This is a genomic window from Methylobacterium sp. CM6244 (assembly GCF_054817885.1).
The window spans coordinates 1,334,301-1,354,384 of record NZ_CM139247.1 but is presented as its reverse complement, the minus strand read 5'-3'; the positions used below and the strand labels follow the sequence as shown (position 1 = coordinate 1,354,384).

Annotated in this window: 24 protein-coding genes; 17 read left to right on the top strand and 7 right to left on the bottom strand. The window is 65.3% G+C overall.

All coding sequences use genetic code 11. The features are described 5' to 3' along the window. The first annotated feature begins 218 nt into the window (after nt 1-218). The 7 genes from ACYQML_RS06240 to ACYQML_RS06210 all read left to right on the top strand — a co-directional run bounded on the left by ACYQML_RS06240 (nt 219) and on the right by ACYQML_RS06210 (nt 4,532). Nucleotides 219-521 (top strand): hypothetical protein, encoded by a 303-nt coding sequence (locus ACYQML_RS06240; RefSeq protein ID WP_244478164.1) that lies wholly within the window; start codon nt 219-221, stop codon nt 519-521. Further along, complete coding sequence (locus ACYQML_RS06235; RefSeq protein WP_311276537.1) at nt 518-928, top strand: hypothetical protein; 411 nt, start codon at nt 518-520, stop codon at nt 926-928. Before ACYQML_RS06240 ends, ACYQML_RS06235 begins: the two co-directional genes overlap by 4 nt. 55 nt (nt 929-983) lie before the next feature. After that, nucleotides 984-1,154, top strand: coding sequence for a hypothetical protein (locus ACYQML_RS06230; RefSeq protein WP_200919106.1), 171 nt, complete (start codon nt 984-986; stop codon nt 1,152-1,154). After that, entirely contained in the window at nt 1,151-2,611 is a 1,461-nt protein-coding gene (locus tag ACYQML_RS06225; RefSeq protein ID WP_461235023.1) for an APC family permease, read from the top strand. The genes ACYQML_RS06230 and ACYQML_RS06225 overlap by 4 nt, the downstream gene beginning before the upstream one ends. A 7-nt stretch (nt 2,612-2,618) precedes the next feature. Further along, nucleotides 2,619-3,311: a hypothetical protein gene (locus ACYQML_RS06220; RefSeq protein ID WP_461235022.1), complete on the top strand. Its 693-nt coding sequence runs from the start codon at nt 2,619-2,621 to the stop codon at nt 3,309-3,311. Continuing rightward, nucleotides 3,274-3,585 (top strand): hypothetical protein, encoded by a 312-nt coding sequence (locus ACYQML_RS06215; protein WP_461235021.1) that lies wholly within the window; start codon nt 3,274-3,276, stop codon nt 3,583-3,585. Before ACYQML_RS06220 ends, ACYQML_RS06215 begins: the two co-directional genes overlap by 38 nt. Before the next feature lie 341 nt (nt 3,586-3,926). After that, complete coding sequence (locus tag ACYQML_RS06210; RefSeq protein WP_056454447.1) at nt 3,927-4,532, top strand: helix-turn-helix domain-containing protein; 606 nt, start codon at nt 3,927-3,929, stop codon at nt 4,530-4,532. 30 nt (nt 4,533-4,562) lie between these two features. Here ACYQML_RS06210 and ACYQML_RS06205 read toward each other — a convergent pair whose 3' ends face one another. From ACYQML_RS06205 to ACYQML_RS06190, 4 genes are read right to left on the bottom strand one after another with little or no spacing between them, the layout of a single operon-like run. Beyond that, the gene (locus tag ACYQML_RS06205; protein ID WP_461235020.1) at nt 4,563-5,180 is read right to left on the bottom strand and encodes a sarcosine oxidase subunit gamma; all 618 of its coding nucleotides are present in this window, start codon (nt 5,178-5,180) and stop codon (nt 4,563-4,565) included. After that, entirely contained in the window at nt 5,173-8,211 is a 3,039-nt protein-coding gene (locus ACYQML_RS06200; RefSeq protein ID WP_461235019.1) for a sarcosine oxidase subunit alpha family protein, read from the bottom strand. Before ACYQML_RS06200 ends, ACYQML_RS06205 begins: the two co-directional genes overlap by 8 nt. Continuing rightward, a complete protein-coding gene (locus tag ACYQML_RS06195; protein WP_056428443.1) occupies nt 8,208-8,495 on the bottom strand; it encodes a sarcosine oxidase subunit delta in 288 nt (95 codons plus the stop codon). Before ACYQML_RS06195 ends, ACYQML_RS06200 begins: the two co-directional genes overlap by 4 nt. Before the next feature lie 30 nt (nt 8,496-8,525). Next, nucleotides 8,526-9,776, bottom strand: a complete 1,251-nt coding sequence (locus ACYQML_RS06190) for a sarcosine oxidase subunit beta family protein (protein ID WP_461235018.1) — start codon at nt 9,774-9,776, stop codon at nt 8,526-8,528. Between the two features lie 231 nt (nt 9,777-10,007). Here ACYQML_RS06190 and ACYQML_RS06185 point away from each other — a divergent pair, with 231 nt between their 5' ends. Then, nucleotides 10,008-10,913, top strand: a complete 906-nt coding sequence (locus tag ACYQML_RS06185; RefSeq protein WP_419953636.1) for a GlxA family transcriptional regulator — start codon at nt 10,008-10,010, stop codon at nt 10,911-10,913. Between the two features lie 60 nt (nt 10,914-10,973). Here ACYQML_RS06185 and ACYQML_RS06180 read toward each other — a convergent pair whose 3' ends face one another. Together ACYQML_RS06180 and ACYQML_RS06175 are read right to left on the bottom strand one after the other, a co-directional pair. Next, nucleotides 10,974-11,348 (bottom strand): hypothetical protein, encoded by a 375-nt coding sequence (locus tag ACYQML_RS06180; RefSeq protein ID WP_405030684.1) that lies wholly within the window; start codon nt 11,346-11,348, stop codon nt 10,974-10,976. 396 nt (nt 11,349-11,744) lie between these two features. Beyond that, a complete protein-coding gene (locus ACYQML_RS06175) occupies nt 11,745-12,440 on the bottom strand; it encodes an HAD family hydrolase (protein ID WP_419953408.1) in 696 nt (231 codons plus the stop codon). Nucleotides 12,441-12,619: 179 nt separating this feature from the next. Here ACYQML_RS06175 and ACYQML_RS06170 point away from each other — a divergent pair, with 179 nt between their 5' ends. The 6 genes from ACYQML_RS06170 (at nt 12,620) to mepA (ending at nt 16,292) form a co-directional block, all read left to right on the top strand. Continuing rightward, nucleotides 12,620-12,940: a hypothetical protein gene (locus tag ACYQML_RS06170; protein ID WP_056428459.1), complete on the top strand. Its 321-nt coding sequence runs from the start codon at nt 12,620-12,622 to the stop codon at nt 12,938-12,940. 99 nt (nt 12,941-13,039) lie between these two features. After that, on the top strand, nt 13,040-13,699 hold the full coding sequence (msrA, locus tag ACYQML_RS06165; protein WP_461235017.1) for a peptide-methionine (S)-S-oxide reductase MsrA: 660 nt from the start codon (nt 13,040-13,042) through the stop codon (nt 13,697-13,699). 87 nt (nt 13,700-13,786) lie between these two features. Next, nucleotides 13,787-14,290 (top strand): TIGR00645 family protein, encoded by a 504-nt coding sequence (locus tag ACYQML_RS06160; RefSeq protein ID WP_207410888.1) that lies wholly within the window; start codon nt 13,787-13,789, stop codon nt 14,288-14,290. Nucleotides 14,291-14,312: 22 nt separating this feature from the next. After that, nucleotides 14,313-14,627, top strand: coding sequence for a DUF2293 domain-containing protein (locus ACYQML_RS06155; protein ID WP_461235016.1), 315 nt, complete (start codon nt 14,313-14,315; stop codon nt 14,625-14,627). 155 nt (nt 14,628-14,782) lie between these two features. Further along, the gene (locus ACYQML_RS06150) at nt 14,783-15,316 is read left to right on the top strand and encodes a hypothetical protein (protein WP_056428471.1); all 534 of its coding nucleotides are present in this window, start codon (nt 14,783-14,785) and stop codon (nt 15,314-15,316) included. Nucleotides 15,317-15,362: 46 nt separating this feature from the next. After that, a complete protein-coding gene (gene mepA, locus ACYQML_RS06145; protein ID WP_461235015.1) occupies nt 15,363-16,292 on the top strand; it encodes a penicillin-insensitive murein endopeptidase in 930 nt (309 codons plus the stop codon). Between the two features lie 163 nt (nt 16,293-16,455). On the opposite strand, the gene ACYQML_RS06140 is transcribed toward mepA, so the two are convergent. Beyond that, nucleotides 16,456-17,352 (bottom strand): helix-turn-helix domain-containing protein, encoded by an 897-nt coding sequence (locus tag ACYQML_RS06140; protein WP_461235014.1) that lies wholly within the window; start codon nt 17,350-17,352, stop codon nt 16,456-16,458. Nucleotides 17,353-18,169: 817 nt separating this feature from the next. On the opposite strand from ACYQML_RS06140, the gene ACYQML_RS06135 reads away from it, so the two are divergent. The 3 genes from ACYQML_RS06135 to ACYQML_RS06125 all read left to right on the top strand — a co-directional run bounded on the left by ACYQML_RS06135 (nt 18,170) and on the right by ACYQML_RS06125 (nt 20,082). Further along, the gene (locus ACYQML_RS06135) at nt 18,170-18,385 is read left to right on the top strand and encodes a hypothetical protein (RefSeq protein ID WP_056428477.1); all 216 of its coding nucleotides are present in this window, start codon (nt 18,170-18,172) and stop codon (nt 18,383-18,385) included. A gap of 78 nt (nt 18,386-18,463) precedes the next feature. Beyond that, nucleotides 18,464-18,667: a hypothetical protein gene (locus tag ACYQML_RS06130; RefSeq protein WP_056428480.1), complete on the top strand. Its 204-nt coding sequence runs from the start codon at nt 18,464-18,466 to the stop codon at nt 18,665-18,667. A gap of 137 nt (nt 18,668-18,804) precedes the next feature. After that, complete coding sequence (locus tag ACYQML_RS06125) at nt 18,805-20,082, top strand: HlyD family secretion protein (RefSeq protein WP_311276545.1); 1,278 nt, start codon at nt 18,805-18,807, stop codon at nt 20,080-20,082. Nucleotides 20,083-20,084: the final 2 nt, after the last annotated feature.

The following is a 20,084-nucleotide window of genomic DNA, read 5'->3' as shown; positions in this document are numbered from 1 at the left end:
GATGGCTCACGAGCGAGTGACGAGGTCACCGCCCACCCCTCTCCACCATCAAGCGACGGCTGAGAAACAGTCGACTCTCTCAAGGGACAGGCAAGAAAGTTCAATACGCGTGCACTGCGCCACCAATTTAGGCATTGACAAGGGCCTATTCTCGGCAGGATCTTTCCAGAAAGGAACCCTGGGTTCTCAAAAAGAAAATTTACGAAGGAGGACATGCCGTGAATCAGGATCCCCGCATTTCATCCATGTTCAGACGCGACAGCGCAGCCGCCGCGTTCGCCGTGGTCGCGGTCTGGCTGATCTATGCCTTCACGTTCTGGAGCATGTGGAAAGCTTTCGAGAGCACCAACCTGCTCATTCCGATGGCGATCCTTGGCGCCATCGTGCTCTTCCTTAACACAGCATCCACCTTCGCGATGATCCGTCACTACAGTGAAGACAAGTCCGCAATCTACGGCACCGACATCTATTATCTTGACCAGATCCGCAAAGCGCGGCAGCACAAAGGAGCAACCGAATGAAAAAGGTTCCCTACGAGCCGCCGAGTCAGCCGATCATCGGGCAGATTTTCGATGCGATCCTAATGCTCATCCTTGTGTTCATCACACTCTACCTGCCGCTTTGGCTCAAACTGGCCGGCGGCGGCACGACCACGACGGAATATCCGAATCCATCCTGGGAATCACTGGGACAGAACGCGGTTATGGCGGCTCAGTGGGAGAAGCTGGGCATCGCGCCAGAGAAGGCCGCGACGATCATCGGGACCCGATTCGACTATAACTTCAACTGGACGGCCCTGGCATTCACGGCGCTGATCATCGTGGCCTACTTCGTCTTCATGTTCCGCTACTCTGACCATGAGTACCGGGAAGTCATCGCCGAGCGCTTCGGCGACGATGACCCGAGTAAGACAGTAGAGCCTCGCTGAGCCTCATTGGCCGCGGTCACAGTCAGCCCGTTCATTTCCTACGAGGATATCCGTCATGGTCGAGATCATGAACTGGAGTGCCTGGGCGATCGCCGGAGCCCTTGCGCTCTGGATGGCCGTCGATCTGGTGCGCACCAACCGAGCCTTCGGAGAGGACTACCTCCTCTCGTCCGAGGAGGGCGAGATCGTTGATGCCGATGTCGGCGAACAGGCAGCGAGGTCATGATGCAGGATGTTCAGATCGCCACTCCGCCTGGATTCCAGCCCCTGAAAGTCTCGCTGCCAGACGTGTCGTCAGTATCGGCCGCTGTGCCCGCCAGGAAGATCGCGCTCTTGCGCGTGCTCGGGCCCGGCCATGTTTGGGCACTCGGCGTCGGGATCGTGCTGGTGGGCGAGTTCATGGGTTGGAACTTCGCCGTCGGGAAGGGGGGGCCGGTCGCGGCGCTGACCGCCTGCTGGCTCGCCGGGATACTCTACACCTGCGTGGCCATGATCGATTCCGAGATTACCTCCACGGTGGCCGCCGCGGGCGGCCAGTACGCGCAGGCCAAGCACATCATCGGGCCGCTCGCGGCCTTCAATGTCGGCCTCTACCTTGTGATGGCCTACACGATGCTCGAGGTCTCGAACGCCATCGTGACCGGGGATCTGATCGAAGCGTTCATGGCCAATCTCGGCGTCGCGGGCACCGTCGACAAGCGCGCGTTCATGGTGCTCACCATCGTGGCCCTCGCCTTCCTGAACTATCGCGGCGTGCTCGCATCGTTGACGATGAACCTGCTGATCACGGCCGCTGCCTTCCTCGCCATCGTGGTGCTCTTCGTGGCGACCCAACCCTGGGCGCCGGGCGCAGTGCTGCAGCACGATGCCCTCTTGGTCGGCCTGCCCTACGGGAATCTCGGCATCCTCGCCGCCATGCATTTCGGCCTGTGGTTCTACCTCGGCATTGAGGGAACGACGCAGGCCGCGGAGGAGGTGCGCTCGCCCGCCCGTGCCCTGCCGCTGGGCACCATGACGGGGATGATGACCCTCCTGATCGCCGCGACGGCCACCTGGTACGTCTGCTCTGGGCTGATGCCCTGGGAATATCTCGGCCAGGCCGTGACGCCGCTCTACGATGCCGGGCGTCTCACGGGGAATCGCTGGCTCGAAGTGTTTCTGTTCTTCGGCACCCTGTTCGCCACCGTCGCCTCGGCCAATGGCTGCATCAACGACGCCTCGCGGGCCTGGTTCGCCATGGGGCGCGACCGTTACATGCCAGCCTGGTTCGGTGCGGTGCACCCCGCCTACCACACACCCTACCGGTCGATCGTCTTCTTCGTGCCGGTGGCGATCATGTTCGCGGTCTCGACGCCGCTCGACCAGACCATCACCTTCTCGATCCTGTCCGGGCTGCTCGGCTACACGCTGATGGCGCTCTCCATCGTCCTGTTCCGTCGGAAGTGGCCTCTCGGCACCATTCAGAGAGGCTACGTCCATCCGCTCCATCCGCTGCCGTGCCTTCTGCTTCTGCTTCTGTGCAGCGTCACCTACGTCGCGGTGTTCCTCGGCTACGGGACGCAACTCGTTGCGATGATGACCTTCTACATCATCGCCTCCGCCTGGTTCGTGCTGCACCGCTACAAGTATGTCAGGCGCGGCGACCAGTTCACGATGCACTGGCCAAAGCCGCGCGGCTATTGAGGCCGGAATGATCGACCTCCTCATCCTCCCGATGCTGGGTGCCGCCGGCTACGCGCTCTACCGGCGCGGCCGGACGGCCTCGGCGGAACGGGCCGGAATGCTCCGACCCTGCGAAGACCTTCTGGCGAAGCCGGTCCATGGCCGCGACCCGACGGGCTTCGGAACTCTCGCGGGCCGGTTCCTGGGCATGCCGGTCGAGATCCGGGTCATCCCGGAAGCCCTTGCCTTCCGGCGCCTTCCGCAGCTCTGGCTCAGCGTCTCGGTGCATCATGCGACAGGCGTTCGCGGCACGATCGACATCCTCAGGCGCGTGGTGGGTGCCGAATTCTATGCCCCGGCGGACAATCTCCCGGCGCGCTACGATGTGCCGGAAGGCTGGCCGGGCGAGACGCTGGTGCGGGGATCGCTCGGTGCCGCCCCCCTCCTTGCCCGTGCCTCCGGCACAATCGAGACCATTCTCGCCGAGCCACGCGTGAAGGAAGTGCTGCTCACGCCTCGGGGGATCCGGATCGTCAGCCAGCTCTGCCAGGGCGAACGCGGTGCCTACCTGCTCCTGCGCGAGAACCGTTTCCCCATGACGCAGATCGGTCCGGAGCAGTTGCGGCCTCTGCTCGCCCAAGCAACCGGCCTCGTCCGGAGCCTTACCGGAGAAGATGCAGTCCATGGATCCGAAGAAGCCCATGCGCGCGCCGCAGCCTAACCCCTATCTGGTCCTCGCGTCCGCCATCCTGCTGCCGGGCATGGGCCATGTGCTGCTCGGAAAGGCACAACGCGGCTTGGGATTCGCGTTCTTTACTCTGGTGGGGGCGTGGCTGACCACGAAATTCGCGTCGCCGGATGTTGATGTCATCGGTCATCACGCCGCCGGCGTGTTCGTCTGGGCCCTCTCGATCCCCGACGCTTACCGGATCGCGCGCCTGCGTGCGGTGACATCCTATGGTTCCACGTCATGCTCGACCACTTCGGCATCCTGACCCACGGCCTGTGCGGGCGATCGTCCGGAAACGGGCGCCCGCCTTCACTCGAGGCAGGCTGGACGTCTTCTCCGAAGCAACGCGTCCGCTCGCACACCATCTTTTTTACACGGACGGGTTTCGCGGTTCGGCGCGCCTGATCGGCTGATGTGTCGGGCAAAGGAACCAACCGCACAGATTCCGCCATCGACAATCATGAGTCGGATCGCCTCACCGGCAATCGCGCAATCTGTTCGATGCGGTATTCCGGTGTTAGACGTGAATCTTGTGCCGACATGATGGCTCTTGAGCCCCGCGTCGTGCTCGATGCGTGTTGCGATGAGGGCGAGATCAGAAACCGGATGCTGAACACCGCCTCTAACGCACCGGTGGACGACAAGCGCACACTCGAGCGGGCACTTGGCCACCAGATCCGCCTGTTCCGGCGCGAGCGCGACCTCTCTGTAGCCGATCTCGGCACGGCGGCCGGGATATCACCCGGCATGATCTCCAAAATGGAGAACGGGCAGATTTCGCCGTCGCTGTCGTCGATCAACGCTGTGGCGAAGGCGTTGAACGTGCCCATCACCGTGTTGTTCTCGGCCTTCGAGGAGAGCCGCGACTGCTCCTTCGTCAAGCGCGGACAGGGCGTCGTCATCGAACGGCGCGGCACGAAGGCCGGGCATCTCTACGAACTGCTCGGGGCGGGCCTGCGCGGCGAGATCGTCGTCGAGCCCTATCTCATCACCCTGGAGAACGATGCCGAGTCCTATACGGAGTTTCGGCATGGCGGCACCGAGTTCATCTACATGCTGACCGGCGAAGTCATCTATCGCCATGACAAGCACGATTACACGCTGCAGCCAGGGGACTCGCTCCTGTTCGATTCGGCGGCCTCGCATGGGCCGGCCAAACTGATCAAGACCCCGATGACCTACCTGTCGGTCATCATCTACCCGCGCAGCTGAAGCATCCGGCCGGGGAACAGCCGGCTCCGCTCACGGCGCCGCGTTGCGAACGTCGTAGCCGAACTCAGCCGCGGCATGGCTCAGCCACGACCAGACGCTGCCGGCGAAGCTGCGCGCCACGGCGAGGTCGTAGATGGGGGCTGCGTCCCGCTGCCAAACCTGCGCGCCCATATGCGCAAGGGCGGTGACGGCCACCTGCCCCGGCTGAAACGCACGGGGATGAAGGTCGATGGCGAGGCCTTTGGCGAGGAACGCCCGGGCGTCCGGCCCGGACACGCGGACGATCGCGCGGGCGTCGCTCTGGTCGGTGACCGCGGCAATACCCTGCAACGCCTCGCCGAGGCCCGCCATCTCCTGGCGTGTCTCGAAGAGAGCGAGCCATTGATCCGGTCCAGACCAGACCAATCCCCGCTCTCCCGTGAGGCTGGCAGTCCCCGTATCGGGCAGCGACCAGCCGAAGCGCTCGCCCAGAACCTGCTGCAGGGCGTCGGTCCGGCCCTTCACCGCGATCACGGTGGCAAGCCCGAATTCGTCGCGCAGGGTCAGGGTGAGACCGGGCTCGCCGCCCGGGCGGCCGTGCCGACCGACCGGCGCGATCCCCGCCCAGGCGCTCCTCGGCCGCCATGTCGTCTCGATAACATCAGACACGCAGTTTCTCCTCTTTCGGGTCGACGAAGACCGGTGAGCAGATCTCGACTTCGACATCCCCGTCGCGCACCGGATCGTAGGCGCGCACGCGCGTCCCATGGCGCTCGGCGCCGCGCCGGATCAACCCGAGCCCGATCCAGTGCCCGAGGCTCGGCGAATAGGCGACGGAGGTCATGACACCCTCATCGGCCGCGAGACTCGGGGCGGCGCCGACGGCGAGGAACCGCGCCCCCGCGCGCAGGCGCTGGCTGCGGTCGACCGGGCGGAACCCCACGAGGATCGGCCGCTCGGGATCGACGAGGGCCGGGCGCTCCTTCATCAGGCGGCCGATATAGTCCTTCTTTTTGGCGAGCATGCCGCCGAGGCCGATGTCGCGCGCCGTCGTCTGGCCGTTGATCTCGGCACCGGCCGCGTGGCCCTTCTCGATGCGCATCACCGAGAGCGCCTCCGAGCCGTAGGCCGTGATGCCGTGGGCCGAGCCGGCCGTCATGACCGCACGCCACGCGGCGTCGCCATAGGCGGCCGGCACAGCCAGTTCGTAGGCGAGTTCGCCCGAGAACGAGATGCGGAACAGCCGCGCGGGGATGCCCCCTCCGACCGTGATGTCGGCACAGGCCAGGAAGGGGAAGGCCTCGTTCGACAGGTCGAATCCGGGATCGACGATGCCCCGCAACGTGTCGCGGGCGCGCGGGCCGGCTATGGCGTATTGCGCCCACTGCTCGCTCACCGAGACCATCTGCACGTCGAGTTCAGGCCACAGCCATTGGTGGCAGAATTCCAAGTGCTGCATGACCTTGGCGGCGTTGGCCGTGGAGGCCGTCATCACGAAATGGCTCTCTCCCAACCGTGCGATGGTGCCGTCGTCCAGGACGAAGCCGTCCTCGCGCAGGAGTACGGCGTAGCGCGCCTTGCCTACGGGCAACGTGCCGAAGGGATTGGCGCAGACCCGCTCGATGAGAGCGAGGGCGTCCCGGCCCTGGATGTCGATCTTGCCCAACGTCGTCACGTCGCAGACACCCACATGGGCGCGTACGGTGTTCACCTCGCGATTGACCGTTTCCAGCCAGTCGCTCTCGCCGGCCTTGGGGAAATAGGCCGGACGAAGCCACAGGCCGGTCTCGACGAAGACCGCGCCCTGCTCCTCGCACCAAGTATGCGATGGGACGTGCCGGGTCGCGCGGAAATCCTTGCCCCGGTGATGCCCGGCGAAAGCGCCGATGGCGACGGGGGTGAAGGGCGGCCGGAACATCGTGGTGCCGACGCTCGCGACCGGCTGGCCGGTGAGCTCCGCCATGATGCCGAGCCCGGCGAGGTTCGAGGTCTTGCCCTGGTCGGTGGCCATGCCGAGGGTGGTGTAGCGCTTCAGGAGCTCCACCGCGCGAAAGCCCTCGCGATGGGCGAGTTCCACATCGGAGGCGGCCACGTCGTTCTGGAAATCGACGAAGGCCTTGCCCCTCGATACCGGCACGCGCCACAGCGGCGTATGGGCGATGCTCTCGGGATCGGTCTTCGGGGTCTCGGGCGCGGCGCTGGCGAATCCGCAGGCTGAGGCGGCTTCCGCACCGGCCCGGCCGCCGGTCTCCAGGCAGGAGGCGAGGGTGAAGGCCCCGCCCGCCGCCCCGACGGCCACCATGCCGGAGGGAAGCGCACCCGGCACAAAGGCGTGGATCGTCTCGTCCCAGACCGGGCGCCGCGAGAGATGCGAATCGAGATGCACGATCGGGTTCCAGCCATTGGCCATGGCGAGGCAGTCGCAGGCGATGGTCTGGCCACTACCATAGGTGTCCACCACCTCGATCGCCTCAAGGCCGAGATACCCCTTCGTACCGGTGACGTAGCCATCACAGATCACCTGCGCGCCGAGGGCCTCGGCCGCCCGGCGCAGCTCGGCCGGCACCGAGGCGCGTGAATCGATCACCGCCACCACCTGTCCACCCGCCGCGGCGACATCGGCCACTGTGCGCCAGCCGTCATCGCCCGAGGTGAAGATCGCGACGGCCCGGCCCGGCAGGACACCGTATCGGTTGAGGTAGGTCCGCACCGCGCCGGCCAGCATTACGCCGGGCCGGTCGTTGCCGCCGAAGACGTGCGGGCGTTCGATGGCTCCGGCAGCGAGAATGGCTTGCTTTGCCGTGATCCGCCACAGGCGCTGGCGCGGCGCATGGACGGGGGGCACGGCGAGATGATCGCCGACGCGCTCGACCGCCCCGTAGGCTCCGTGATCGTAGACCCCGAACAGGGTGGTCCGGCTCAGAATGCGCACGTCCGGCATGCTCGCCAGTTCGGCGAGGGTGTCCGTCGCCCAGTCCGCACCGGATCGGCCGGCGATCTCGCGCCGGTCGGCAAGCAGGCGCCCCCCCGTCCGGTGATCCTCGTCGACGAGGATGACACGCGCGCCCGAGCGTCCGGCGGCCAGGGCCGCCGCAAGCCCGGCCGGTCCTGCCCCAATGACCAGCACGTCGCAGAAGGCGAAGGCCTTGTCGTAAGTGTCGGGATCCGGCGCATGGGCGGCCCGGCCGAGGCCGGCGGCGCGGCGGATCATCGGCTCGTAGAGCTTCTCCCACAGAGCAGCCGGCCACATGAATGTCTTGTAGTAGAAGCCCGCCGCGAAAACCGGCGCCGCCAGGGCGTTGACCGAGAGGGCGTCGTATTTCAGCGACGGCCAGCGATTTTGGCTCGACGCCTCAAGCCCCTCGTACAGTTCGGCCACGGTGGCGCGGGTGTTCGGCTCCCGGCGCGCGCCCGAACGCAGTTCGACGAGGGCGTTAGGCTCTTCCGAACCGGCGGTGAGGATGCCGCGCGGGCGGTGGTACTTGAACGACCGGGCGACGAGGCGCACGCCGTTGGCCAACAGCGCCGAGGCCAGGGTATCGCCCTGAAAACCGCTGTAGCGCTGGCCGTCGAAGGTGAAGTCCAGGGGGCGGCGCCGGTCGATCATGCCGCCGGTCGCGGTACGAAAGCCCTGCCCAACGGCCGTTGCCGGGGAGGCGCCGCTGGGGGAGGCGGTATCCCGAAGGGTGAGCGTGGTCATGCGACCTCTCCTGTCCGACGGCTCAGCGCGACCTCGCGGGCGGAGGACACCCCGGTGATCTCGTGGGTGCGCGTGTCTCGATCGACCACGAGCCAGGAGCGGCAGCCGGCGCCGTGATACCAGAGCTCGCGATGGGGGCCGGCCGGGTTGTCACGCAGGTAGACGTAGTCGTGCATGGCGGCGGGAGGCGCTTCCATGCCGTCGGGCCGGATCGGCGCGGCGTCGCCGAGATAGCTGAACTCGCCGTTGTCGCGGGGCCCGCAATGGGGGCATCGGATACGCATGATCGTCGTTCCCTCAATCCAGATCCGCGCTCAATGCAGGTTCGGTTGGGCGCCCATGCCCTTCTCGTCGATGAGATGGCCGGTGGCGAAACGGTCGAGCCGGTAGGCGGCGGCGTCCCCATGCGACGTGTCGCGGGCGATGAGATGGGCAAAACAGAACCCCGCCGCCGGGGTCGCCTTGAAGCCGCCGTAACACCAGCCCGCATTGAGATAGAGACCGTCGACGGGAGTACGGTCGATGATCGGGCTGCCATCCATGGACATGTCCATGATCCCGCCCCAGTGCCGCAGCAGCCGCAGGCGCCCGAGGCCTGGCCACAAGGCCATGCCGCCCTCCATCACGTCCTCGATCGTCGCGAGGTTGCCGCGCTGGGCGTAGGAATTGTAGCCGTCGATGTCGCCGCCGAAGACGAGGCCGCCCTTGTCCGACTGGCTGACGTAGAAATGTCCGGCCCCGAAGGTCATCACCGTGTCGATGAGGGGCTTCACGCCCTCGCTGACGAAGGCCTGGAGCACGTGACTCTCAATCGGCAGGCGCAGATCGGCCATGGCGGCCAGCAGCGATGTCGAGCCCGCCACCGAGAGCGCGACCTTCTTCGCCCGGATGAAGCCACGGCTCGTCTCGACCCCGACCACCCGCCCGTTCTCGCGGCGGATGCCGGTGACGGCGCAGTTCTGGACGATATCGACGCCCCGGTCGCTGGCCGCGCGGGCATAGCCCCAGGCCACGGCGTCGTGGCGCACGGTGCCGCCCCGACGCTGGAGGAGACCGCCCTTCACGGGAAAGCGCGCATTGTCGAAATCGATGAACGGCACCATTCCCCGAACCCCCTCGCGGTCGAGGAGTTCGGCATCGATACCCGCCATCCGCATGGCGTTGCCGCGCCGGGCATAGGCATCACGCTGCGCATCCGAATGGTAGAGATTCAGCACGCCGCGCTGGCTCACCATGGCGTTGTAGTTGATGTCCTGCTCCAGCCCCTCCCAGAGCTTCATCGACCGTTCGTAGAACGGGATGTTGCCGGCGAGCCCATAATTAGAGCGGACGATGGTGGTGTTGCGCCCGACATTGCCGGAGCCGACATGGCTCTTCTCCAGCACGGCGACGTTGGTGATGCCGTGCTCCTTGGCAAGATAATAGGCGGTCGCGAGACCGTGGCCGCCGCCACCGACGATGACGACATCATACTCGGCCTTGGGCGCGGCATCGCGCCATTGGGGCTTCCAATCACGCTGGCCGCGCAGGGCCTGACCCAGGACGCTGAGGAGGGAATAGCGCATGGCGGGACATGCTCCGGGGCTGGTTGCGGCGTGTGTCACCTTGAGTAGCGTATCGCCGGCTAACGCCCCTTGCATTTTGCGACGTCATTCGGACAATTTGCGCAGAAATGAACGGCCGTCCTCTAGCGCCAAAGTCCCCGAATCTTGCCCGATCTCGCCCTTGACGCCACGGCATCGGAAAAGCCGGCGCCGCTGACCGTCGGCTTCATCTTGCTGCCGGGCTTTCCGCTCATGTCCTACGCGGCCGCGGTCGAGCCCATGCGGGCGGCCAACACCCTTCTGGAAAGCGAAGTCTACCGCTGGTGGCATGCGGCACCGGGCGGAGGCGCCGTCCAGGCTTCCAACGGAATCGCGATCCTGCCGGATGTCGATGTCGGCGACACCAAGCTCGACGCCGATCGGGTCTTCGTCTGCGCGGGTGGAAATCCCGCCGCCTTCGACGACCCAGCCCTGACCGCTTGGCTTCGCCATCTCGCCCGGCGGGGGATCACGCTCGGCGGCATTTCCGGAGGGCCTTACCTGCTCGCCCGTGCGGGTCTGCTGACGGGGCGCCGTTGCACGCTCCACTGGGAGCATGTTCCCGCCTTCGAGGAACGCTACCCGGATATCGAGGTCGTGCGCTCCCTCTTCGAGATCCAGGACGATCGGATCACCTGCTCGGGCGGCATCGCCGCCCTCGACCTGATGCTCAACCTGATCGAGCGCGACCACGGTCCGGGCCTCGCCAACGGCGTCAGCGACTGGTTTTTGCACAACCAGATTCGCGAGGGCCTGAGTCCGCAGAGGATGGACCTCCGCCTGCGGATCGGGGTGCGCGACCCGCGGCTGCTCCGGGTCCTCGCCGCGATGGAAGCGAATCTGGAAACGCCGCTCTCGCGGCAGGGACTGGCCGATCTCGCCCGCGTGTCGATCCGTCAGCTCGAGCTACTCTTCAGAAACCGGATCGGCATCAGTCTTCACCAGCATTATCTCGCCCTGCGGCTCGACCGGGCCCATCAGCTCCGCCGCGAGAGCGCGCTGAGCTCGGCGAATATCGCCATGGCGACGGGATTTGCCAATGCGGCCGAACTCGCCCGAGCCGAACGCCGGAGGCGCCTCAAGGCCACAACCCCGCCTAGCAAAACCGGCGAGGGGTGAGAGGGCCGTTCCGGGACGGGCGTCCGCGCCGGAACGGCCGCCTTCGAGGGGAGCGAAGGCTCAGCGCCCGTACGCGGTCCGATGGATGTCGAAGGCCGCGTCGGCCCGGACAGGATCGAGGCGGGGCGAGGCGGCGTGCCTGCGCAGCGCGCGACGAGCCGCGAAACGGTCCCGAGCCGCCTTGGCGGCCTTCTCGACGCTGGCGAAGACGAGCCCGTCGAGGGGGTCGAAATCGCGTTCGGACGAGAAGAACCGGACGCCGCCCCGTTCGGGCACAGCGATCCCGGCCGTCACGTCGCCGATTTCGATCACCCGTGGCGGCGGGGCGGTATGAAGGCGGTTACGGGCACGGGCCTCCAGATGATCCGCCCGGGCATCAGGCGTGTGCAATCGGTTCAACGCCCTGTGGGCGTCGCCCTGGTGAAAGTGGGGCATGGTGTCGAAGTCTCCTGGCGCGGCCTAACGGCCATCTGCTGAAAGCAATCGGATCTGACGGGTGGGTCAGCATCGACAGCGGGAGCAGGCACAAAAGAGACTTTGGAACGAGGGTCGATCAGTCACGGCAAGTCATCCCTTCGATGAAGGACCACGAGGCGCGAGCGCTCCGCAGTGCTTTAGCGTTTGATGACGCGGCGCAAGCTACACACTTCAAATCACCGCGACGGACCAAGCCATCCGGTCTGGAGCCGCACCTCTAAAATGAGAGCAACACGTCGCTTCGTCAACGGATGCATCTTCCGAATGCATGCAGTCTTGTGGCAGGAATGACGCCTGGACCCACGAAGCGCAGGCGATTTCTTCGGAGGGTAGTTTTTTTGGAGTGCGCCGCGGTCAAGCGGACGCGGCGGCCACGCGCCCGATCAGGCCGGCAAGGTCGCGATGATGCCCATAGACTCGTTCAGCACCGGCCGCGATCAAGTCCGCTCCCGTGGAATCGTGCAGCCAATGCCCTCCGCCGGTGAAGCCCAGGACGCGCATCCCCGCGGCGCGCGCCGCCGTGACACCAGGCACGCTATCCTCCACCACGAGGCATCGGCCAGGAACGAAGCCCATCTCGGCAGCGGCAAGGAGGAACAGGTCGGGAGCCGGCTTGCCGCGGGAGACCATGGTCGCCGAGAAGATACGGCCCTCGAACAGGGGCAACAGGCCGGTGAGGCCGAGCGAATGGGCGAGCCGCGCCGGATCGCTGCTGGACGCGACGCAGCTCGGAAGCTCCAGCGCCCGCACCGCCAGCGCGATCCCCTCCATGGCGCGCAGGTCGCGGTCGAAGGCGCGAAGGGTTTCGGCTTTCACCGCCTCGACGAAGCCGTCGGGCGCGGCGATCCCGTAATCGCGCTCGATATGCCCCATGATCGACGTCATGGATGTGCCGGCGAAGCGCTCCCTCACCGTATCCACATCGATGACCACTCCGATCCGATTGAGCCCGGCAGTCAGCGTCCCGAGACTCAGGGGCTCGCTATCGACCAGCACGCCGTCGCAATCGAAGATCACCAGTTCGGTGGGAGTTTCGGGTTCGGTCGGCAAAGCGCTGGTCCGCTGGAAATGTCTGGGCCGGGCTGTGCCACGGAGGCGTCTCGGGGCGCAATGGCAGTCCTCGCGCACTCATTGCCGGGACGGCGTGCGCCTCGGACACCTTGCGCCTCGCGACGGCGGCCCGTAATCCCGCAGGGCCGGCATGGGAGCCGGCTTGTGTGCAAGCCGCGATGCTCCGCTTTCTCAGCCGCCTCCTCGGATACGTCGTCCTCGCGGCGGGCTTTGTCGGCCTCGTCTATGATGGCGCGCGTTCGATCGCCAATAACGGCGTGCGCGTCACCAGCCTGAGCGACCTGCTGATGACACTGTTCAAGGAGCGCGGAAGCGCGCTTCAGGGCGCGGTGGAGAGCGTGGCGCCATGGCTTTGGCAAGCCCTCGTCCTGCCGCTGACCCTGGCCCCCGCCTGCCTCCTCGGCCTCGGCCTGGGGGCTTTCCTGCTCTGGCTCGGCCAGCCGCCCCGCGAGCCGATCGGGTTCCTCAGCCGGCCCTGACATCGATGTCCGGCGGCATGGCCGTTTCGACACGGGGCATTCAGGAACGGGGCCGGCACCCCATATAGGGGACATCCCGCCCTCTCATGGAGGCCCCCGATGCTCCAGTTCTTCCGCAAGCGTCCCGAGATGCCGAGCGCCACCGATGCGTTGCCCGGCCGGTCGACGCCAATTCCCACCACCGAGACCCATTTCGTCAACGGCAATCCGCTGAAAGGCCCTTATCCGGAGGGAACCGAGCAGATCGTCCTGGGACTCGGCTGCTTCTGGGGCACCGAGCGCAAGTTTTGGCAATTGCCGGACGGAATCGTCGTGACGGCGGTGGGGTACGCTGGCGGCTTCACGCCCAACCCGACTTACGAGGAGGTCTGCTCGGGCATGACCGGCCATAACGAGGTTGTCCTCGTCGTCTACGATCCGGCCGTGCGCCCTCTGGAGGCAGTGCTCAAGACGTTCTTCGAGAGCCATGACCCAACCCAGGGCATGCGCCAGGGCAACGATGTCGGCACGCAGTACCGTTCGGGAATCTACACGGCGAACGAGGCGCAGGCCGAGACCGCCCGACGCGTTCGGGAGGTCTACGGAGAGGCCTTGAAGGCATGCGGGTTCGGCGAGATCACGACGGAGATCGTCCCGCTCGATACGTTCTACTTCGCCGAGGGCTACCATCAGCAATACCTTGCCAAGAACCCGGCTGGCTATTGCGGTGTAGGCGGCACCGGAGTGACCTGTCCGGTCGGAACCGGGATCGCCGCCTGAGGCGCCCGGCTTATCCAAGCCCGAACCTTGTCGAGCTTGGCGGTACATGGCAAACCCCCGCCCGGTCGGACGGGGGTTTTGGGACAGATGGTCGAACAGGTTTTCGAACGCGTACTTTTCGCGTGTCGCTGGCTGCTGGCGCCCTTCTATGCCGCACTGGGCATCGGCATCGTCGTGCTGCTGGTCAAGCTGCTGCAGGAACTCGCCCACTTCGTCTTGCACATGTGGAGCGCCACTGAGTCGCAGATCATTCTCGGCGTGCTGACTCTGGTCGATCTGTCCTTCACCGCATCCTTGCTCATCATCGTGATGTTTTCGGGATACGAGAACTTCGTCTCGAAGATCGATCATACGGACCATAAGGACTGGCCCGAATGGATGGGGACGATCGACTTCACCGGACTGAAGCTGAAGCTGATGTCTTCGATCGTCGCTATCTCGGCGATCTCGCTGCTGAAAGCCTTCATGGACATCAAGGCGACACCGGACCGAGAGCTGTACTGGCTCGTCGGTCTCCACATGGTCTTCGTCGTCTCCGGCATCCTGATGGCCCTGACGGATCGGATCGCCGCCGGGCATCACGACAAGTAGGAACGTTCTGGGAGTCGGCTCGATGACCCGTGCGGAAGCCGTCGGTAAAGCGCTTCGGATCCTTGCTCCGCGCCTTCCCGCCTTCGAGACGGATTCCGTCCTTGCCCGGGCGCTGGCCAGTCCTGGCCTACGGAATGCGAGCCCCGAGACCGCGGCATGGCTCGCCCTCGTCGCCTTCGCCCGCCACGTCTTCACCGAATACGAATCCTATCTCGAAGAGGGCTACGACCGGGACAGCGCCCGCCATTTCGTCCTCGACGAGCTCAACGAGACGTTGCGCGGCTGGGGCGTGCGCCGAACCGTGTTCGAGGACGTAGAACAACCGGACGAGGAGTGACCCCCGCGTCGGCCCCGCCCCGCAAGGGGGGCGTGGCGCCTGGCTTGACCCTTCGGATAGGCGCCCTGCCGAAGTACATCTCTGCGGGAAACCTTTCCGGCGGCGCAACCGTTTCCACGATCGAGGGGGCCTCGACCGTTCACAGGACAGTGGCCATGCGCAGAATGCTCCCCATCATCGCCGGATTGGTGCTCGCATCCGGTGCGGGCCTCGCGGCCGACCGGGCATGGGCGCAGCAGGATGCCGATCCTGCCGCCTGTACCACGTTCGACTGGCCGATCCTGCGGGAGCAGGCCTGGTTCGAGGCGCCCTCCCTCCCCCGGCTCGATTCCGGCGCGACCCTCTCCGCGGAAATGCCGGGCGCCGTTCTGGCGCTCAAGCCGGTCGCGGGAGCCGATCTTCCCTTGACGCCTTCGCGGGAACCGAAGCCCGGCACGTTCGGCGGCAGCTTGCGGATCCCACCCGTCGTCACGCCCGGCCTGTATCAGGTGACGTTGTCGGACAATGCCTGGATCGACGTGAGCCAGGACGGCGCGACGACGCGCAAGCCCGTGGCGAGCACGATGCGGCCCGGATGTCCGGGCGTCTCGAAGAGCGTCCGGTTCCAGTTCGGTACCACTCCTATTCTCGTCGTCGTCAGTGGTGCGAAATCGGATTCGATCAAGATCGCGGTCGCACCGGCGGAATAGTCGAGAGCTCTCGACGGCCCGACGGCCGATAGACTAGGTTGGCGCCATGCACCTGACCTCTCGTCCATTCCGCCTCGCGGCCCTCGCCTTCCTCTTGTGTGGAGGGGCCGCACAGGCCCAGGATAGGGGCAGCGTAAATCCCAAGCCCCTTCCACCCCTGGCCGATCCCGATGCGCCGTCGACGCCGGCCAAAGCCCTGTTCGGGCGGGCGACGACACCGGCACCCGGCCCCGCCCGGCCCTATGGCTCTTATGCGAAGGGATGCTTTTCCGGCGGCGAGGCCCTGCCCAATGACGGACCGACCTGGCAAGTCATGCGCCTCTCTCGGAATCGGATGTGGGGCACACCGCATCTCGTGGATTTCATTGAGCGCCTAGCCGCCAAGGCTCCTCGCGTCGGATGGAACGGGCTTCTCGTGGGCGACATGTCCCAGCCTCGTGGCGGCCCGATGCTCACGGGCCACGCCTCGCATCAGCTCGGCCTCGACGCCGATGTCTGGCTCACGCCCATGCCCGACCACCGCATGACCCGTGCGGAGCGTGAGGAGACCTCTGCCACCAACGTGGTCCGCGCGGACCGCCTCGACATCGACCCGCAGATCTGGACGCAGGAGCACCTCAAGCTGATCCGCCTCACGGCCCAACAGCCCGAAGTCGCGCGCCTCTTCGTCAACCCGGCGATCAAGAAGGCTTTGTGCCGGGAGGCGGGGGGCGACCGCTCCTGGCTCAACAAGGTGCGCCCGATGTACGGGCACAATTACCACTACCATATCCGCCTCTCCTGCCCGGCTGGGGACGACCAATGCGGAGACCAAGCGCCGCCGCCATCCGGCGACGGCTGCGGAGAGGAGCTCGCATACTGGTTCAGCGACGCCGTGCTGAACCCGCCGAAATCCACGAAGCCGGGGAAACCCAGACCGCCGATGACCATGGCGGCCCTTCCCGCAGCCTGCCGGATGGTGCTGAAGGCCCGGTAAGCTCAGCTTTCCCGCGAGCACATCGAGAATTCGTGTTTCGGGATCCACGCCGATGGGCGGGGATGCGCAGCGTCAGGCCGGATAGCCCATGCGATTCGGCATCACGGATGCCACATCCCGGAACAGTGGCACGCAACCGGGAGAGGCGGGTTCTACGCCCGACCTAATGGGCAACCGCATCGGCGGACCGGCTGTCGCGCGCACGGCGCACGAAAGCGCGCGGCGGTTGTCCCGTGAGACGGCGGAACGTCTTCGACATCTGGCTCGCATCGCTGAACCCCGCCAGGGGGACAATCTCGCTCAGACTCATCGTTCCGGTCGCGATAAGGTCCTGCGCACGGTTCACCCGCTCGCGCAGGATGAACTGGTAGGGCGTCACCCCGAATGACGTACGGAAAGCGCGGACCAGATGACCGACGCTGATACCGACCGCATCCGCGAGGTACTGCAGGCTCAGCGGTTCGGTGAGGTGGGTGAGAATCAGCTCTCGAAGGATGGCGGCCTGCGTCGAAGTCAGGGTCGGACCATTGCGGTGTGGAGGCGCATCGGTGCCTGAGAACAGCTGCAGCAGCGTCGCCGATACGCTTTCTACCAGCAGAGGACCGTTGGCGCAGCCGGTCTCGAGGTCGGCCGAGACTGCCTGCAGGAGATGGCCCGCGGCGACTTGAGAGCGCGACGGGAAGAACTGCGTCCGGATGCGCGTCTTGGCCAGGGACAGATCGGTAATGCGCTCGACGGCCTCTGGAGCCAGCTTGAGGACCATGGTGCGAAACGCACCGGTCCAGTTCTCGATCACGGTCGCCCCCGGCTCGAGGACCACGATGTTGTCCTCGGAGAAATGATAGCTCTGCCCGGACCACAGGAAGTGCTGGCTTTGCGGGGCCAACGAGAGCGCGAAATGGATGCCCTGCTGGACTATGGACGCCGTCCCATGGCTACCGAGCATCAGGTCGCAGAACCCGATACCGGCCCAGCCGAGCCCCGTACTGGTCTGGAGCACTGCCTCGATCTCGCCATCGAGTTCGAGCGTGCAACCGAACTCACTCCGCTCAACCCGCATTCACGATTTCATGGTGCATGTGAAACCCTCGTGCTGCAGCCAGCTCAATGGATTGTGCCTTACCGAAGCGTCAGAACTTCCCAGCTCTGCCGCAGGATATTCCGGCAACAGGCAAAAGAGACTTCGGCAATGTGGTGTGTCATTTCGAAGAAAATCGATCTGTCACTGTCCAACACGTCGCAGCCTCGGATGCAGAGATATGACACGCAACGAACCGATGCAAACAGAGCCGCTTGTTTAGAACTCCACTAATTGGACGCATCTTGTCCTTTTGCTTCGTCCATCGAAACGACTCATGGCGGCATGCACGCATTATGGAACAGGCAGAGCGTTTGCTCAGGCCTCGATTGAATTCTTCATCCGGTACACCTGATTTTGAAGGATCGTGAGATCATTGCGTCTATCGCCCCCAACATTGGGAGAAGCATTTTCCCCACAGTCAAGCCGAGCCCGTCTCTTCGATTCACATGCGACAAAATGTCAATTCTTTGAAAAAAGCTCTTTTGTTTCCAACACTTATGGACTGCAATACAAAATTCCAGCCTTGACTCCGATTTCGATCAACAATCGCCAAAAACGCCTGTCGCAGGCGATATGATACAGGATATTATGCACCGCCGCCGAAGGCATATAGATATAGATCATCAATCGCCAATATAGGTCTATCCGTTCCTCCCTAAGATCGAAGGGTCGAGATAGTGACTTGATGGATCGGGCAAGAGGTGTAGTCTGGATGACAGAAAGCAATCCCGAACGCTTTCAAACATAGAACGACGAGAAAACAATCGATCTGCCGAACACATCTTGGAGAGAAAATATGTCGACTGCCAATGACACTATTCGCCCCCTCGAAGCATCCGAGCTCGATGCTGTCGGCGGCGGCCTCTCCCTGGGACTTGACCTCGACCTCTCCAGCGAACTCGGTGCCGTATCCGGCACGGTCGATCAGGTCGGCGGGCTGGTAAGCGGTCTCGTAGGCGGCCTTCTCGGTGCCGTAGGCGGCGTTGTCGGCGGACTGCTCGGCGGCAAGTAACGCTGCCTTCGAACCAGCGTCCTGATTTCTCTAGGCCCGGCGCGAAACGAACGCGCGGCCTCATACCGGAGCTATGACATGACCCAGAACCTCGACACCATCCGCGAACTCGACGCCAAGGAACTCGACGCCGTCGGCGGCGGCCTTTCCCTCGGCCTGGAACTGGACCTCTCCAGCGAACTCGGCGCCGTCTCCGGCGTGGTCGGTCAGGTAGGCGGATTGGTCAGCGGTCTCGTCGGTGGCCTTCTTGGCGCGGTCGGCGGTCTTCTCGGCGGCCATTGAACCACGCCACGAACTCTCCGCATCCTTCCGATCGGTAAATGAGCGCGGCGGGCCTGTAGGCCCGCCGCGTCCTTCGTGCATATGAAGCCGCAGAGCCGAAGCACGCCATCTCTCGGCCAGGAGAACCACCGGACCCGATGACGTCGCCGCTTTTCCGCGCAGAGGTCGCCCAGGCGCGGCGGGATTCCTGGCTGGGCGAAGCCCAGATCGTGCAGCCGCTCTCGATCCGGCTGATGACTGCGATCACGATCCTGATCACGATCGCCGCGTTCCTCTACGTCGTCTTCGGCACCTATACGCGTCGCATCCACGCCTTCGGCATGCTCACGCCGGATGTCGGTCTCATCACCGTGGCAAGCCCGGTGGCAGGACGCGTTAGCGTCTCGGGGGTGAAGGAGGGCGACAGGGTCGTCCAGGGCCAGCTACTCTACACCCTCGATCTCGACGCCGTGTCGGCCAACGGTCCGACCCAGCAGCGCATCATCGATCAGCTGGCCCGGCAGAAGGAGACGATCGAGGCGCAATCTCGGTTGCGGTCGGCCATGGCGGCCACCGAGAAGCGCTCCCTCGCCGAGCAGATCGACAATCTGCAATCCCAGTCGCGGCAATTGGAGGAGCAGGTTCAGCTGCAGGAAAAGCTGGTGCCACCGCTGAAAGAGCGGGTCGATGTCCTCGCCAAGGCGGTGAGCGACGGCTTTGCCCGCTCAGCCGACCTCCAGAACCAGAATTACCTCTACCTGCAGGCGAGTTCCCAGCTTGCCCAGTTCCGCAACTCGCGTCTGCAGCTCATGGGCAAGGTCGGCGAGTTGCAGGCGACGCTCGCTACCTTCGACGACAAGCTCGCCCGCGACCTCGCCGAGATGGACCGCACCGCCGCCCAATTGGAGCAGCAGCGGGCCGAGAGCGAGGCACGCCGGGCCATCGAGGTGCGGGCGCCAGAGAAGGGCATTCTCACCTCGATCCGGGTCCAGGCCGGCCAAGGCGTGGCAGCGGGCGCCACCCTCCTCACCCTGCTACCGAGCGAGGGCCGGCTCCAAGCGAACCTGTTCGTGGAATCCTCCGCCATCGGCTTCATCGATACGGGGGAGGCCGTGATGCTGCGCTACGCGGCCTTTCCCTTCCAGCGCTTCGGCCTCTATCGCGGCACCGTCACGGAGGTGACCCGCGCGCCCCTGGAGGCCGCCGACCTGCCGGAAGCCGCCGGTACCAGGGCGAAGAACGGCGACGGCATCTACCGCATCATCGTGCGGCCGGACGAGAACAGCGTGATTGCCTATGGCGAGAGCCGGCGGCTGGAGGCCGGGATGCGGGTCGAGGCCGATATCGCTCTTGAGAAGCGCCCTCTCTATCGCTGGCTCCTCGACCCGCTCTACCGGGTGAAGCGCAGCGTCGATCTCGTGACCCGGGGCGGATGAAA

What these genes read in the sequence shown, in the direction of transcription:
- ACYQML_RS06235 (WP_311276537.1), top strand. Translation starts at nt 518, where the DNA reads ATGAAAAAGGTTCCCTACGAGCCGCCGAGTCAGCCGATCATCGGGCAG.
- ACYQML_RS06230 (WP_200919106.1), top strand. Translation starts at nt 984, where the DNA reads ATGGTCGAGATCATGAACTGGAGTGCCTGGGCGATCGCCGGAGCCCTT.
- ACYQML_RS06225 (WP_461235023.1), top strand. Translation starts at nt 1,151, where the DNA reads ATGATGCAGGATGTTCAGATCGCCACTCCGCCTGGATTCCAGCCCCTG.
- ACYQML_RS06220 (WP_461235022.1), top strand. Translation starts at nt 2,619, where the DNA reads ATGATCGACCTCCTCATCCTCCCGATGCTGGGTGCCGCCGGCTACGCG.
- ACYQML_RS06215 (WP_461235021.1), top strand. Translation starts at nt 3,274, where the DNA reads ATGGATCCGAAGAAGCCCATGCGCGCGCCGCAGCCTAACCCCTATCTG.
- ACYQML_RS06210 (WP_056454447.1), top strand. Translation starts at nt 3,927, where the DNA reads ATGCTGAACACCGCCTCTAACGCACCGGTGGACGACAAGCGCACACTC.
- ACYQML_RS06200 (WP_461235019.1), bottom strand. Translation starts at nt 8,211, where the DNA reads ATGACCACGCTCACCCTTCGGGATACCGCCTCCCCCAGCGGCGCCTCC.
- ACYQML_RS06195 (WP_056428443.1), bottom strand. Translation starts at nt 8,495, where the DNA reads ATGCGTATCCGATGCCCCCATTGCGGGCCCCGCGACAACGGCGAGTTC.
- ACYQML_RS06190 (WP_461235018.1), bottom strand. Translation starts at nt 9,776, where the DNA reads ATGCGCTATTCCCTCCTCAGCGTCCTGGGTCAGGCCCTGCGCGGCCAG.
- ACYQML_RS06185 (WP_419953636.1), top strand. Translation starts at nt 10,008, where the DNA reads ATGTCCTACGCGGCCGCGGTCGAGCCCATGCGGGCGGCCAACACCCTT.
- ACYQML_RS06180 (WP_405030684.1), bottom strand. Translation starts at nt 11,348, where the DNA reads ATGCCCCACTTTCACCAGGGCGACGCCCACAGGGCGTTGAACCGATTG.
- ACYQML_RS06170 (WP_056428459.1), top strand. Translation starts at nt 12,620, where the DNA reads ATGCTCCGCTTTCTCAGCCGCCTCCTCGGATACGTCGTCCTCGCGGCG.
- msrA (WP_461235017.1), top strand. Translation starts at nt 13,040, where the DNA reads ATGCTCCAGTTCTTCCGCAAGCGTCCCGAGATGCCGAGCGCCACCGAT.
- ACYQML_RS06160 (WP_207410888.1), top strand. Translation starts at nt 13,787, where the DNA reads ATGGTCGAACAGGTTTTCGAACGCGTACTTTTCGCGTGTCGCTGGCTG.
- ACYQML_RS06155 (WP_461235016.1), top strand. Translation starts at nt 14,313, where the DNA reads ATGACCCGTGCGGAAGCCGTCGGTAAAGCGCTTCGGATCCTTGCTCCG.
- ACYQML_RS06150 (WP_056428471.1), top strand. Translation starts at nt 14,783, where the DNA reads ATGCGCAGAATGCTCCCCATCATCGCCGGATTGGTGCTCGCATCCGGT.
- mepA (WP_461235015.1), top strand. Translation starts at nt 15,363, where the DNA reads ATGCACCTGACCTCTCGTCCATTCCGCCTCGCGGCCCTCGCCTTCCTC.
- ACYQML_RS06140 (WP_461235014.1), bottom strand. Translation starts at nt 17,352, where the DNA reads ATGCGGGTTGAGCGGAGTGAGTTCGGTTGCACGCTCGAACTCGATGGC.
- ACYQML_RS06135 (WP_056428477.1), top strand. Translation starts at nt 18,170, where the DNA reads ATGTCGACTGCCAATGACACTATTCGCCCCCTCGAAGCATCCGAGCTC.
- ACYQML_RS06130 (WP_056428480.1), top strand. Translation starts at nt 18,464, where the DNA reads ATGACCCAGAACCTCGACACCATCCGCGAACTCGACGCCAAGGAACTC.
- ACYQML_RS06125 (WP_311276545.1), top strand. Translation starts at nt 18,805, where the DNA reads ATGACGTCGCCGCTTTTCCGCGCAGAGGTCGCCCAGGCGCGGCGGGAT.